13 protein-coding genes are annotated in these 12,647 nt (G+C 68.7%); 7 read left to right on the forward strand and 6 right to left on the reverse strand.

Annotated features, from left to right (window positions below; genetic code table 11):
• Positions 1-117: 117 nt before the first annotated feature.
• Complete coding sequence (locus QTN24_RS09800) at positions 118-573, reverse strand: universal stress protein (protein ID WP_124686617.1); 456 nt, start codon at positions 571-573, stop codon at positions 118-120.
• A 207-nt stretch (positions 574-780) separates the two neighbouring features.
• On the opposite strand from QTN24_RS09800, the gene QTN24_RS09805 reads away from it, so the two are divergent.
• Positions 781-2,388 carry a L,D-transpeptidase family protein gene (locus QTN24_RS09805; protein WP_313836693.1) on the forward strand — a complete coding sequence of 536 codons (1,608 nt, stop codon included), beginning with the start codon at positions 781-783 and terminating at the stop codon, positions 2,386-2,388.
• 25 nt (positions 2,389-2,413) lie between these two features.
• Positions 2,414-2,980, forward strand: coding sequence for a YcbK family protein (locus QTN24_RS09810; RefSeq protein ID WP_313836695.1), 567 nt, complete (start codon positions 2,414-2,416; stop codon positions 2,978-2,980).
• On the opposite strand, the gene QTN24_RS09815 is transcribed toward QTN24_RS09810, so the two are convergent.
• Positions 2,977-4,368, reverse strand: coding sequence for a PLP-dependent aminotransferase family protein (locus QTN24_RS09815; protein WP_124686620.1), 1,392 nt, complete (start codon positions 4,366-4,368; stop codon positions 2,977-2,979). The genes QTN24_RS09810 and QTN24_RS09815 overlap by 4 nt on opposite strands.
• Before the next feature lie 122 nt (positions 4,369-4,490).
• Between QTN24_RS09815 and QTN24_RS09820 the strand changes: the two genes are divergently transcribed.
• The 3 genes from QTN24_RS09820 to QTN24_RS09830 all read left to right on the forward strand — a co-directional run bounded on the left by QTN24_RS09820 (position 4,491) and on the right by QTN24_RS09830 (position 7,743).
• Positions 4,491-5,777, forward strand: coding sequence for a hydroxymethylglutaryl-CoA reductase, degradative (locus QTN24_RS09820; protein ID WP_313836696.1), 1,287 nt, complete (start codon positions 4,491-4,493; stop codon positions 5,775-5,777).
• A gap of 78 nt (positions 5,778-5,855) precedes the next feature.
• Complete coding sequence (locus QTN24_RS09825) at positions 5,856-6,335, forward strand: hypothetical protein (protein ID WP_313836698.1); 480 nt, start codon at positions 5,856-5,858, stop codon at positions 6,333-6,335.
• 19 nt (positions 6,336-6,354) lie between these two features.
• Positions 6,355-7,743, forward strand: a complete 1,389-nt coding sequence (locus QTN24_RS09830) for a tripartite tricarboxylate transporter permease (protein WP_172966188.1) — start codon at positions 6,355-6,357, stop codon at positions 7,741-7,743.
• Between the two features lie 18 nt (positions 7,744-7,761).
• Here the strand turns inward: QTN24_RS09830 and QTN24_RS09835 are convergent, their stop codons facing one another.
• From QTN24_RS09835 to QTN24_RS09845, 3 genes are all read right to left on the reverse strand, one after another.
• Positions 7,762-8,178, reverse strand: a complete 417-nt coding sequence (locus QTN24_RS09835; RefSeq protein ID WP_313836700.1) for a type II toxin-antitoxin system VapC family toxin — start codon at positions 8,176-8,178, stop codon at positions 7,762-7,764.
• The gene (locus QTN24_RS09840; RefSeq protein WP_313836701.1) at positions 8,178-8,414 is read right to left on the reverse strand and encodes a type II toxin-antitoxin system VapB family antitoxin; all 237 of its coding nucleotides are present in this window, start codon (positions 8,412-8,414) and stop codon (positions 8,178-8,180) included. Before QTN24_RS09840 ends, QTN24_RS09835 begins: the two co-directional genes overlap by 1 nt.
• A gap of 122 nt (positions 8,415-8,536) precedes the next feature.
• Positions 8,537-9,478, reverse strand: coding sequence for a GlxA family transcriptional regulator (locus QTN24_RS09845; RefSeq protein ID WP_313836703.1), 942 nt, complete (start codon positions 9,476-9,478; stop codon positions 8,537-8,539).
• Between the two features lie 126 nt (positions 9,479-9,604).
• On the opposite strand from QTN24_RS09845, the gene QTN24_RS09850 reads away from it, so the two are divergent.
• Complete coding sequence (locus QTN24_RS09850) at positions 9,605-10,405, forward strand: SDR family oxidoreductase (RefSeq protein WP_313836705.1); 801 nt, start codon at positions 9,605-9,607, stop codon at positions 10,403-10,405.
• Here QTN24_RS09850 and argH read toward each other — a convergent pair.
• On the reverse strand, positions 10,390-11,895 hold the full coding sequence (gene argH / locus QTN24_RS09855; protein ID WP_313836707.1) for an argininosuccinate lyase: 1,506 nt from the start codon (positions 11,893-11,895) through the stop codon (positions 10,390-10,392). The genes QTN24_RS09850 and argH overlap by 16 nt on opposite strands.
• A 151-nt stretch (positions 11,896-12,046) precedes the next feature.
• Between argH and QTN24_RS09860 the strand changes: the two genes are divergently transcribed.
• A complete protein-coding gene (locus tag QTN24_RS09860; RefSeq protein WP_313836709.1) occupies positions 12,047-12,646 on the forward strand; it encodes a histidine phosphatase family protein in 600 nt (199 codons plus the stop codon).
• Position 12,647: the final 1 nt, after the last annotated feature.

Below are 12,647 nucleotides of genomic sequence, written 5' to 3' on the forward strand. Positions count from 1 at the left end.
GGGGGTTGGGGGGCTGTCATCGGCGGGAGTCTAGCACCGGCGTCCTCGCGTTGCGATAACTTTTCTTATCGCAATGGCTTGCGGTGCTACCCAAACCTTCCCGCCGCAGTTTGATGGTTAGTGGACCGACTCGCCCCGGATCAGCAGTACCGGCTTGGCCGACTTCGAAATCACGCCTTCGGAGACGCTGCCCATGATCACGCGCCGCATGCCGCGCCGGCCGTGGGTGCCCATCACGATCAGGTCGGCCTGCCATTGGTCGGCGTGGCTGACGATGGTCCCCGAGATGTTGCCCGGCGACACCGGCTTTTCGGCCAGCGCGGTCAGGCAGCGCACCCCGGCGTTCTCGAAGCGCCGCGACGCGGCCGCCAGCGCCTTCTGCCCCACGTGGACCATGCCGTTGACGATTTCGGTGGGATCGATATAGGCGTGCTCGAAGAACAGTTCGCTGTCATCCACCACGAACAGCACCTTGACTTCGGCCTGCAGTTGCTTGGCCAGGCCCACGGCCTGCGCGATGGCCAGTTCGGAGGACGGGCCGCCATCCACCGCCACGAGAATCCGCTCGTACATCGATGCACCTCTTGCGTCTGCGTTGTCGTTGCTACCAAGCATAGTTCCCGCGAAGCCGTGCAAATTGACCTGAATCAAGCGCGACGCAATCGTAGAAACTTTATTTCCAGATGTTCAAAGGGGTGGATCGATCACGATGATCGGATAGGATAGGCAGACGCCGAACGCAATCGACCTCATACGATGACTGTTGCCGCTGTTGCATGCATGACCCGGAAGTTCACGCCGGCCGCACTGCCCACGCGGGTCCGCCGGTCCCTCAATCAGGTGTTCGCCAGCGCCGGCACGGCATGGCTGCTCTGCAGCGCCACCGCCGCCCTGGCCCAGCCCCCGCAGGACCTGCTCTGGTTTGCCGAAGGCCGGCCTTCGCAGGCCGCGCAGGCCGCAATCAAGGCGCTCAGCGATTCGCCAGCCGACGGCCTCGATCCGCGCGACTACGACGCCGAGGGCCTGCAACGCACGCTTGGCGAGCTGGTCGGCGCCCCGGCCGCGTCGCCCGAAGCCGCGCAGCGCTTCGACACCGCGCTGACCCGCGCGATGACGCGCTACCTGGCCGACCTCCATCGCGGCCGCGTGGATCCACGCAAGGTCCACGCGAATTTCTCGGCCAGCAACCTGCCACCGTTCGATCCCGAGGCCTACCTGCGCAACGCCATGACCGCCAACCGGCTGGCCGACGCGCTGCGCGAGGCCGCCCCGTCGTTCCCGCTCTACGGCACGCTGCGCACCGCGCTGGCCAGGTACCGCAAGCTGGCGGCCGAGCCGTACTGGAAGGCGCCGCTGCCCGCACCGGCCGGCGGCAAGCTGACGCCGGGCCAGCCCTACGCCGCCCTGCCCCAGCTTGCGCAACGGCTGGAAGCGCTGGGCGATCTGGCGCCCGGCACCGCCGTGCCGCAGCGCTACGAAGGCGCGCTCGTCGATGGCGTCAAGGCGTTCCAGAAGCGCCATGCGCTGGATACCGACGGCGTGATCGGCGCCGGCACGCTGACGCAGCTCAATGTGTCGCCAGCCGCCCGCGTGGCGCAGATCGGCCTGACGATGGAGCGCCTGCGCTGGACGCCGCTGGCCGAGGGCCCGCGCATGATCGTGGTCAACGTGCCCGAATTCGTGCTGCGCGCCTACGACTATTCCGAAGGCAAGCTAGACATCAAGCTGGAGATGAAGGTCATCGTCGGCAAGGCGCTGGACACCCGCACGCCGCTGTTCAAGGAGGACATGCGCTACATCGAGTTCAGTCCGTACTGGAACGTCCCGTCGTCGATCGCGCGCAAGGAGGTCATTCCGAAGGCGCAGCGCGACCCCGGCTATTTCTCGCGGCAGGGCTTCGAGTTCGTCTACGGCACGCAGGCCAACGCCACGCTGAGCCAGGCGAACATCGACGCGGTGCTGAACGGGCAGGCGCGCATCCGCCAGCGCCCCGGCCCGCTGAACGCGCTGGGCGACATCAAGTTCATCTTCCCGAACAACCAGGCCATCTACCTGCACCACACGCCCACGCCGCAGTTGTTCAAGCGCGAGCGGCGGGACTTCAGCCACGGCTGCATCCGCGTGGAAGCGCCGGTGGCGCTGGCCCAGTTCGCGCTTCAGGGGATGCCCGAATGGACCGAGCCGCGCATCCGTGAGGCAATGACGGCTGGCAAATCGAAGACCGTCGCGCTACAGCAGCCCGTGCCCGTGGTGCTGGCGTACGGCACCGCCGTCGCGCGTGCCGATGGACGGGTATACTTCGTGCCTGACATTTACGGACAGGACAAGTTGCTGGACCAGGCGCTGCGGCAGCGCGCGGGCGCCAGGCCTGCCGTACGGCCTTCCTGAACGCCGCACCGTTGTAAAAGTTTCCATGTCCGATTCCAGCACCTCCCAGCGTCGCCGTTTCTTTCACCGTGCCGGCGCCATCGCGCTAGGCGCGGGCCTGTCGACGCTGGCACCGCGTGCCGCGCTGGCAGCGCTGGGCCCCGATGCCCGCTCGCTTTCCTTCGAACACACCCACACCGGCGAGCACCTGTCGCTGGTCTACGCGATGGGCGACCAGGTGCTGCCGCAGGCGCAGACGTCGCTCAATCGCTTCCTGCGCGACCACTATTCGGGCACGGTCGGCGAGATCGATCCGAAGCTGTTCGCCCTGCTGTTCAGCCTGCGCCGCGAGGTGGGCAGCAACGCGCCGTTCCAGGTGATCTCCGGCTACCGCTGCCCGCTGACCAACGACCGCCTGCGCAAGACGCGCGGCGGCGGCGTGGCCCGGCGCAGCCTGCACATGGACGGCATGGCCATCGACATCCGGCTGCCCGGCGTGCCGCTGGCAGACCTGCGCGACGCCGCGCAGTCGCTGCAGGTGGGCGGCGTGGGCTTCTACCAGTCCGACAACTTCCTCCACGTCGACACCGGCCGCGTACGCCGCTGGGGCTAACGCCGCTCCAGCACCTTGAGCAGGGCCGCCTCGAAGCGCGGGTCCTGCAGCGCGCCGACGTTGTAGCGCGACCACGGCTGCGGCGAATCCGCATCCACGCGGAACACGCGGCCGGGCGCGATCATCACCTTCTCCTGCAGCAGTTGCTCGGCCAGCGCCAGCGTGTCCGGCACGCCCGGCAGCGCGGCCCAGATGTACAGCGACTGCTCGGGCCGCACCAGCACCTCGGCGCCCAGCCGGTCGAACAGGGCCAGCGCTCGGCTCGTGGCCTCGGCCAGCCGCGCGCGCAGCCGCGTGATGTAGCGCTGGTAGTGGCCCTCGCTCAGGATCACGTCGACGGTCCGCTCGCAATATTCCGAACTGCTCACGTGGATCAGCGCCTTCAGGTCGGCCAGATCGCTGGCCAGGTCTGCCCCGCAGGCGATAAAGCCCACCCGCAGCGCCGCCGAGCATGACTTCGAGAAACTGCCGATATAGAGCGTCCGGTCGAGCTGGTCCAGCGCGGACAGCCGCGGCAGCGTGGCCGGCTTGAAATCGGCCAGCGGGTCGTTTTCCACCACCTGGATGTTGTATTTCTGGGCCAGTTGCAGCACCCGGAATGCCTTGGCCGCCGACAGGTCCGAGCCCGTCGGGTTGTGACCCACGGACTGCGTGAAGAACAGCCGCGGCCGTTCGCGGATCAGGATCTGCTCGAATGCCTCCAGGTCCGGCCCATCGGCCAGCCGCGGCACACCGACGATTCGCACACCCGCCAGCTTGAGCTTGCCGAACAGGGGGTAGTAGCCCGGATCGTCCACCAGCGCCGTCTCGCCCGGCTGAAGGAAGTAGCGGATGACCAGGTCCAGCGCGTCGTTGGCGCCGTGCGTCAGCACGATCTGCCGTGCTTCGGCGCCGATGCCCAGGTCGCCCAGCTTGCGCACCAGATGGTCGCGCAGCGGCGCGTAGCCGAACCGGTTGCCATAGCGGAACAGCGCACCCAGCCCGGTGCGCACGACCTTGTGGTGGTACTTGTCCAGGCGCGCCTCGGACAGCCATTCGACGGGCGGAAAGCCGTCGCCCACCGCCAGCACGTCGGGCCGGCTCTTGAGCTGCTCGCGCATCAGCCAGACGATGTCCATCGCCCGGTTCAGCGAGCCGGCATCCTCGTCCGGCTTCGGCCGGGCCGGTTGGGACGTCACGAAGTAGCCCGCGCCGCGCCGGGGCTCCACCAGCCCCCGCCCCACCAGGATTTCGAAGGCGGCGACGATCGTGTTTTTGCTATGGCCCTGCAACTGGGCCAGCTCGCGCAGGGACGGCAGTTTCTCGCCGCTGCGGTAGGCACCGTCCAGGATCTGGCGCTCCAGCATATCGGCCAGCGAGACGGAAATCGGCGTGGATTTTGGGCTCATAGGGGCACAGACCATCACAAGGGGAGGACAAGGTGGGCGCGACTGTCCCGCCAAACTGTACCTTTCGATACTGGTACAGCGTCCCTAAACTGTCTCCATCTTATACACATATGGAGACCTCAATGGCAACCGATTCCGCGCTTCCGAACTTTCGCGCGCTCACTCCGGCCCAGCGGCTCGAACACGTCGCCGCCGTGACCGGGCTGACCGCGGACGAGGCGCGCCTGATTGCCGAGCCCGGCGCGCTCGGCACGGATCGGGCCAACGGGATGATCGAGAACGTGGTCGGCACGTTCGACCTGCCGCTCGGCATCGCCGGCTACTTCCAGATCAACGGCCGCGACTACGTGGTGCCGATGGTGGTCGAGGAACCCTCGGTCGTTGCCGCGGCATCGTTCATGGCCAAGCTGGCGCGCCAGGACGGCGGCTTCCAGGCATCGAGCTCCGGCCCGCTGATGCGGGCGCAGGTCCAGGTGCTGGGCATTGCCGACCCGTTCGGCGCGCGCCAGGCACTGTTGCGCCGGCGCGACGAAATCGTCGCCCTGGCCAACAGCCGCGACAAGGTGCTGATCGGCCTGGGCGGCGGCTGCCGGGACATCGAGGTCCATGTGTTCCCCGACACGCCGCGCGGCCCGATGATCGTGATGCACCTGATCGTCGACGTGCGCGACGCCATGGGCGCCAACACCGTCAACACGATGGCCGAGGCTGTGTCGCCGACGGTGGAACGCATTACCGGCGGATCGGTAAGATTGCGCATCCTGTCGAATCTGGCGGATCTGCGACTGGCCCGGGCGCGCGTGCGGCTGACCGCCGACACGCTGGCCACGCGCGAGCGCAGCGGGGCCGAGATCATCGAGGGCGTGATCGATGCCTACACGTTCGCGGCCATCGACCCGTACCGGGCGGCCACGCACAACAAGGGCATCATGAACGGCATCGACCCGGTCATCGTGGCCACCGGCAACGACTGGCGCGCCGTGGAAGCCGGCGCGCACGCCTATGCCTGCCGCGGCGGCCGCTACACGTCGCTCACGCATTGGGAGAAGGACAACACCGGCGCGCTGGTGGGCACGATCGAGATGCCCATGCCGGTGGGGCTGGTTGGCGGGGCCACCAAGACGCACCCGCTGGCCCGGCTGGCGCTGAAGATTCTCGACGTGGATTCCGCGCAGACGCTGGGCGAGGTTGCCGTGGCGGTGGGGCTGGCCCAGAATCTGGGCGCCCTGCGCGCGCTGGCCACGGAGGGCATCCAGCGCGGGCATATGGCGCTGCACGCGCGGAACATCGCGCTGGTGGCCGGCGCGGTGGGCGAAGAAGTCGACCGCGTGGCGCGCCGCATGGCCGAGGAACACGATGTACGCACCGATCGCGCGGTGGCGCTGCTCCAGGAGCTGCGCAGCCGCTAGTCAGCAGTTCATCCTTGAAGAAAGAGCTGGCCAGGCGTGCAAAGGCATGCCCAGGCCAGCCGATATCGGAGACAAATCATGCATCCACACGAGAATGCATCGGAACGCCGCCTGGTGGAGGTCTGGGGCGACACGGCCGATACGACGCACCTGGCGTGGTCCATCGCCATCGGCGCCGCGGTCAGCCTGACCTGCTACTGGGCCGCGAGCCGGCTGCTGGCCGCCGTGGTGGATTCGCCCGAGCTGGCGCGCGCCTACGCCATGCTGGCCGGCCTGTTCGGCTGCCTGGTAGCCGGCCTGATCTGCGCCATGCTGTTCAAGCCCAAACGCATCGTCGTGGAAAACGAGACCGGCCAGACTGCGGCCCGCCTGGACGCGCTGCGCAAGCTGGCCGAAGACGCCGGCGGCATCGGCCCGATCCACGCGCTGCCGCCCGTGGTGGTGGCCGAACTGCGCGAGCTGCAACTGCTGGAACTGTTTCATTCGCCAGAACATCCCGGTGCCGCACCGGCCGGCGCCCCCGTGGCGCAGGCACTGGCGCAGCGGCAAGCGGTTTGAAGTCCCGGGGAGACCATTCATGATCGAATCCACACTGTTCTCGCATATTCTCGTCGCCGCCGGCATGGGGCTGGCCGGCGCCATCGTCTTTGCCGCCATCGGACTGATTTCCGGCACCGATGAAACCACCACGCTGGCGCCGCTCACGCTGCTGGTGGTGCTGCTGGGCGTGCCGCCCGAGGGCGTGTTCACGTTCTTCCTGGCCGGCGCCGTGGCCAAGCACATGACCCATGCCATTCCCACCGCGCTGCTGGGCATTCCCGGCGACACCATGGCCACGCCGCTGCTGCAGGACGCCAACCACCTGCGCAACCTGGGCGTGCCGCACATCGCGCTGCGCAAGATGATCTCGGGCGCCATTATCGCGGCCTTCGTGGCCGTGCCGCTGGCCGTGCTGTTCGCCGTGCTGCTGGCACCGTTCGGGCCGACCATCACCAAGGCGGCGCCGTGGATCTTCGTGGCGGCGGCCGTGATCATCGCCTACAGTTCGGCGGGCCGCTGGGCGTCGGTGGCCGCGCTGCTGCCGTTCGTGGTGGTGATCGTCGCGCTGCAGACGCTGACGGCCAAGTTCGGCGTCAAGCTCAGCATCAGCTACTTCCTGGGCATCGCCATCGGGCCGCTGATCGCAGACCTGTTCTCGTCGATCTCGCCCGTGGAACGCCCGCGCATGCGGCGCGACAAGGTGCGCACGTTCTCGCTGGCGCCCGACGTCAAGGGCTGGGCGGGCTATTTCCCGAACCCGCTGCGCGTGCTGGACCGCAGCCAGGTCAAGTGGACGCTCGGCACCGCCGTCATCTCCAGCGCCACGTTCGTGTTCAGCCCCGTGGCGATGACCGTGGTGCTGGGCGAACTGGTCGGCTCGCGCGTGCGCCACGCCTACCATCGGCTGACCACGGTGCTGAGCGCCCGCAACGGCGTGACCGAGGCCACCTACATCGCCGAGGCGCTGATCCCGCTGATCGCCTTCGGCCTGCCGCTGAGCCCGGTGGCCGCCGGCCCGGCCGCGCCGCTGTTCAACGCGCCGCCGGTCTACACGGTCGACGCCGGCGGCGGCCAGACCCACAACCTTCACAACCTGCTGAACCACTGGGAATTTCTGGGCTACGGCATGCTCGCCGTGGTGCTCGCGGCGCTGGTGTCCTACCCGTTCGCGATGAACCACGCGCGCCGCGCGGCCCTGTTCGTGGCCCGCAAGATCTCCCACGAGGCGATCATCGCCACGTTCGTCGGCCTGATCCTCGTGATCAGCGTCTGGGAAGGCAACTTCCTGGGCCTGCTGGTGATCCTGACAATGGGCCTGCTAGGCGGCCTGCTGTCGCGCACCATCGGCTTCAACACCGGCGTGCAGTTCATGGGCTATTACACGGCCGTGCTGACGGTGCCGGCGGTACTGAAGCTGGTGGGGTAAGGTCGGGCTGCCCCGCGGCTAGTGTTCGCGCGGGGCGGGCTGGGTCCAGTCTTCGATCTGGATGCCCGGATACGACGCGAAATCGCTCACATTGTTGGTGACGACGACTGCGCCGACGGACCGGGCGTGCGCGGCAATCAGCTTGTCGAGCGCGTCGGACTTTCGATGGCGCGTGGCCTTGCGGATGGCGCCATAGGCGTGGGCGGCGGCAGGCGTCAGCGGCAGCACCGGCACGCGTGCGACGAGCGCCTCCAGTGCGTGCCGGGCATGCTCGGGGGCGCTGGAAACCGATACACCGTATTCGAGTTCCGCAAGCGTAATCACCGACAGCACGACCTCACCCTCAAAGCATTCCGCCAGCCGCGCCGCAACCTGCGGCGGCTGCCGCTTCATCAGGTAGATGCAGATATTGGTATCCAGCATGTAGGTCGGCATCAGAGCGGATCCCTTTCCGACTGCGACTGCTCCTCACGGCCCTCGGCCATGAAGTCGGCCGGAAAACTGGCGAAGACATTCAGCAGTCCGGTGAGACGCCTGCGGGCCGGGCGGATGCGCAATTCATCGCCCACCCGCTCGATCTCGAATGGAATATCGGTATCCGGATAGGCAAGATCGGCGGGAATCCGAATGGCCTGCGAATTGCCGTTTCGGAAGAGTTTCGTGCGGTGCATGGCGGCCTCTGAACAGATAACGAAACCAGTATACGCCGCCGACGCCAGATGTACATACCGTGTGTACATCTGGCTCACATGCATGCTTGGCGTCACATTTCCGAACCATGCCTGGGAATTGGTCAGCTTCTCGCCTCCCGCCGCACCGCCTGCGGCGGCATGCCGAAGCCGCGCAGGAAGGCTTCGCGCATGTGGCGGCGGTCGCGGAAGCCGGTTTCGCGGGCCACTACATCCAGCGGGTGGCGGCTTTGTTCGATCATCAGGCGGGCGGCTTCCAGGCGCAGGCTTTCGATGGCCTTGGCTGGCGACTGGCCGGTCTCTGCCGTGAATACGCGGCTGAACTGGCGGGGGCTCAGGTGGACGGCGGTGGCCAGGTCTTCCACGGTCAGCGCGCGGTGCAGGTTCTTGCGCGCGTAAGCGAGCGCGCTCTGGATGCGGTCGGACTTCGGCGCCAGGTCCAGCAGTTCGGAATGCTGCGACTGCCCGCCCGCGCGGCGCTGGTACATCACGAGCTTGTGGGCCACGGACCGCGCGGCGTCGGCGCCGAGGTCCTTTTCCACCATCGCCAGCGCAAGATCGAAGCCGGCCGTCATGCCCGCCGACGTCCAGATTGGTCCGTCGACGATATGGATGCGGTCGTCCTCCACGCGGATCTCCGGATGGGCGCGCTGCATCTCGCGCGAGAAGAACCAGTGGGTGGTGGCGCGGCGGCCGTCGAGCAGCCCGGCTTCCGCCAGCACGAACGCGCCGGTGCAGATCGACGCCACGCGCCGCGCCCGGGGCGCCGCCTTGCGCATGAAATCGAGCACCGGGGCCGGCGCGGGGGCGGCAATCGGATCGCCCACGCCCGCGACGATCCAGGTGTCCACGGTCACGCGCGCCGTTGCCGGCCGCGCCTCGACCGTCACACCGAGCGACGACCGCACCGGGCCGCCCGGCACCGCATAGACGTCGATCCGGTAGAACGGCTCGCCCGCCACCAGGTTCGCGTACTCGAAAACAGCCTGGGCGCCCAGCGTCATCATCTGGAAGCCGTCCGTCAACAGAAACCCCACCCGGTGCATTCCCGCCCCTCGCCATGTCCGATGTCCTGAAAACGGACTATATACGTCATTTCGGCCAGGGCCAACCTTCCCTACCATGCTTCCCATGGATGCCGCGCATCCCCCACCACCCGAATGGAGAAGCTCATGTCCCCGCAACCCTACCTTGGCACCGCCCTCGTCACCGGCGCATCGTCCGGCATCGGCGCGATCTACGCAGACCGGCTGGCCCGGCGCGGCCACGACCTCGTGCTGGTCGCCCGCAGCCGCGACAAGCTCGACGCGCTGGCGCGGCGCATCACCGACGAAACCGGCCGCGCGGTCGAGGTGTTTCCGGCCGACCTGGGCGACCGCGCGTCGCTGGCCACCGTCGAAGACAAGCTGCGCACCGATGCCAGCATCACGCTGCTGGTCAACAACGCCGGCATCGGCACCCATACGCCGCTGCTGGACAGCGACGTCGACCAGATGACCAGGATGATCGAGCTGAACGTGACCGCGCTGACGCGGCTCAGCTATGCCGCCGTGCCCGGCTTCGTGGCGCGCGGCCAGGGCACCATCGTCAACATCTCGTCGATCGTGTCCATCGCGCCGGAGATCCTGAACGGCGTCTACGGCGGCAGCAAGGCGTTCGTCACGGCGTTCAGCCAGTCGCTGCACCACGAGCTGGCGGCCAAGGGCGTGCGCGTGCAGGCCGTGCTGCCCGGCGCCACGGCCACCGATTTCTGGGAAACGGGCGGCCTGCCGGTCGAGCACCTGGATCAGGCCATCGTCATGCCGGCGGCGGACCTTGTCGACGCCGCGCTGGTCGGACTGGACCGCGGCGAGCTGATCACGATCCCGTCGCTCCACGCGGTGGAGCACTGGCAAGCCTACGAAGCCGCGCGCGGGGCGATGGCCGCGGTGCTGTCGCAGAACACGCCGGCGGCGCGCTACGCCAGGGACTGAAGCCGCTCCACCGCGCGCCGCAGCGCGGCCCGGCTGGCGTCGACAGTGACACGCAGCGCGTCGATGGCCTGCCGGTCGCGCGCCAGTTCGTCGAGCTGGTCGGCCACCTGCTGCCGCACCAGCGCCGGGGCCGGCCCGCCGGCCGACTGCCGCGCCGCCACGCCCTGCACGGGATCGAGACAGCGCGCCACGACCTCTGCATCGACGTCCAGCGCCCGGCCCGTGTGCGCGGCGGCGGCCCGGTTCACCATGCCGCTGTCGATCTCGCTGGCCGGCAGGTAGCGGTCGAGCGCCTCGCGCACCACGGCGCCGACCACGTGGTGCGCCTCGCGGAACGACATGCCGGCGTCGCGCACCAGCATGTCCGCCAGATCGGTGGCCGACGAGAAATCGCAGCGGGCCCGGTCCAGCATGTTTGCGCGACGCGGCGTGGCGGTCTGCAGCACCAGCTTCAGCAGACTCGCGCAGCGCAGCGCCTCGTCGGTAGCCTCCCAGAAGCCGCGCATGCTTTCGCGGTTGCCGTCGCCGGAATGCGTGAAATGGCTGCCCTTGAGCGCCGCCAGCGACGCCGTGAGCATGCCGATCATGTGGCCACCCTTGCCCTTCAGGTACTCCAGCACCACCGGGTTTTTCTTCTGCGGCATGATGCTCGACGTGCCAGCCACGCTGTCCGGAAAGTCGATCAGCCCGAACTCGGGCGTGGCCCAGACGTAGAGGTCCTGCGCCACGCGGCCCCAGGTGACCGTGGCGATGGCCATGGCCGACAGGATCTCCCAGGCGAAATCGCGCGACGCCACCGCATCGAGCGCGTTCGGCGCGTAGGTGCCAAAGCCCAGCCAGCGGGCCGTGGCCCCGCGGTCGATCGGAAACGCGGTGCCGGCCAGCGCGCCAGCGCCCAGCGGGCAGGCGTCCAGCCGGTCCAGCGCCTGGCGCAGCCGCGCGATGTCGCGCCCCAGCGCCTGCGCCACGGCGCACAGGTAGTAGCCATACGTGATCGGCTGCGCGGCCTGCAGGTGCGTGTAGCCGGGCATCACGGCATCGGCGTGGGCATCGGCCTGCCGCAGCACCACGTCGCGCGTGTCGGCCAGCGCGGCCAGCAGCGCCAGCACGGTGTCGCGGGCGCGCAGGCGGTCATGCGTGGCCAGGATGTCGTTGCGGCTGCGCGCCACATGCAGGCGGCCGCCCGCGTCGGCGCCGGCCATCGCCATCAGGTGCGCTTCGTAGTTGAAATAGGCGTCCTCGCGCTCGGGGTCCAGCGGCACCGCATCGGGGCCGTCCTGCTCGATCCGCAGCAGCGCCCGCGCCAGCGTGGCGGCCACGTCCGTCGGCACCAGTCCGGCGCCATGCAGCATGACCAGGTGCGCCGCGTTGATGTCGGTGAGATAGCGAAAGCCGGGGGCGAACTCGCGCGCCAGGCGCGGCAGGTAGATATGCGCGCAAACCTCGGGGGCGGTGGCTTGCGTCAGGCGGCGGCTGACCTTCGATTCCATGCAACTCTCCTCGTTGATGGCGCCGAGTATGGGAATCGCACGGTCATACCGTCAAATCACAGTTTGCACGGGGGTCATACGGTTTTGTTATGCGCCTGGCCGTGGTCTATCGTGAAGGACGTCCACCCCGGACGCCCCGCCGGAGCCCGCCGTGCCCACTCGCCGCCGCCTGCTTGCCCTCCCCGCCGCCCTCTGGACGGCCACCCTGCCGGCGCTCCTGCCGCCCCGCGCGCACGCGGCAACGTCGCCCGTCGACCTGACCCGCCCGAACGTCGTGGTCGTGCTGCGCCATGCCCGCGCGCCGGGGGTGGGCGATCCCGCCGGTTTCCGGCTCGACGACTGCGCGACGCAGCGCAACCTCTCCGCGGGCGGGCGCGAGCAGGCGCGCAAGCTGGGCGAACGATGGAAGGCGGTCGGATTCCGGCCCACGCAGGTGCTCAGCAGCGCCTGGTGCCGCTGCCAGGACACGGCGCGGCTGATCGGCCTGGGGCCGGTACGCGTGGAACCGATGCTGAATTCGTTCTTCGGGTCAGACGCCGCCGCGCGTGACGCGCAGATCAAGCGGCTGTCGCGCTATATCGACCAGCTCGACCCGCGCGGCGGGCCGTACCTGCTGGTCACGCACCAGGTGGTGGTCACGGCGCTGACCGGCCATGATGCCGACAGCGCCGGCGGCGTAACAATCGAACTGCCGGTGGCGGGACAGGCGCGGCGCGTGACTGTGCTGCCCGCGCCCGAAGTGGCCGACTAGC

It is taken from the genome of Cupriavidus sp. SZY C1 (genome assembly GCF_032190535.1).
In the GTDB taxonomy this organism is placed as follows: Bacteria; Pseudomonadota; Gammaproteobacteria; order Burkholderiales; family Burkholderiaceae; genus Cupriavidus; species Cupriavidus pauculus_C.

Excerpts from the sequence above, each read along its gene's own strand:
- QTN24_RS09850 (WP_313836705.1), top strand. The coding sequence starts at position 9,605 with ATGTCCCCGCAACCCTACCTTGGCACCGCCCTCGTCACCGGCGCATCG.
- QTN24_RS09830 (WP_172966188.1), top strand. The coding sequence starts at position 6,355 with ATGATCGAATCCACACTGTTCTCGCATATTCTCGTCGCCGCCGGCATG.
- QTN24_RS09840 (WP_313836701.1), bottom strand. The coding sequence starts at position 8,414 with ATGCACCGCACGAAACTCTTCCGAAACGGCAATTCGCAGGCCATTCGG.
- QTN24_RS09835 (WP_313836700.1), bottom strand. The coding sequence starts at position 8,178 with ATGCCGACCTACATGCTGGATACCAATATCTGCATCTACCTGATGAAG.
- QTN24_RS09810 (WP_313836695.1), top strand. The coding sequence starts at position 2,414 with ATGTCCGATTCCAGCACCTCCCAGCGTCGCCGTTTCTTTCACCGTGCC.
- argH (WP_313836707.1), bottom strand. The coding sequence starts at position 11,895 with ATGGAATCGAAGGTCAGCCGCCGCCTGACGCAAGCCACCGCCCCCGAG.
- QTN24_RS09800 (WP_124686617.1), bottom strand. The coding sequence starts at position 573 with ATGTACGAGCGGATTCTCGTGGCGGTGGATGGCGGCCCGTCCTCCGAA.
- QTN24_RS09805 (WP_313836693.1), top strand. The coding sequence starts at position 781 with ATGACCCGGAAGTTCACGCCGGCCGCACTGCCCACGCGGGTCCGCCGG.
- QTN24_RS09825 (WP_313836698.1), top strand. The coding sequence starts at position 5,856 with ATGCATCCACACGAGAATGCATCGGAACGCCGCCTGGTGGAGGTCTGG.
- QTN24_RS09820 (WP_313836696.1), top strand. The coding sequence starts at position 4,491 with ATGGCAACCGATTCCGCGCTTCCGAACTTTCGCGCGCTCACTCCGGCC.
- QTN24_RS09845 (WP_313836703.1), bottom strand. The coding sequence starts at position 9,478 with ATGCACCGGGTGGGGTTTCTGTTGACGGACGGCTTCCAGATGATGACG.
- QTN24_RS09815 (WP_124686620.1), bottom strand. The coding sequence starts at position 4,368 with ATGAGCCCAAAATCCACGCCGATTTCCGTCTCGCTGGCCGATATGCTG.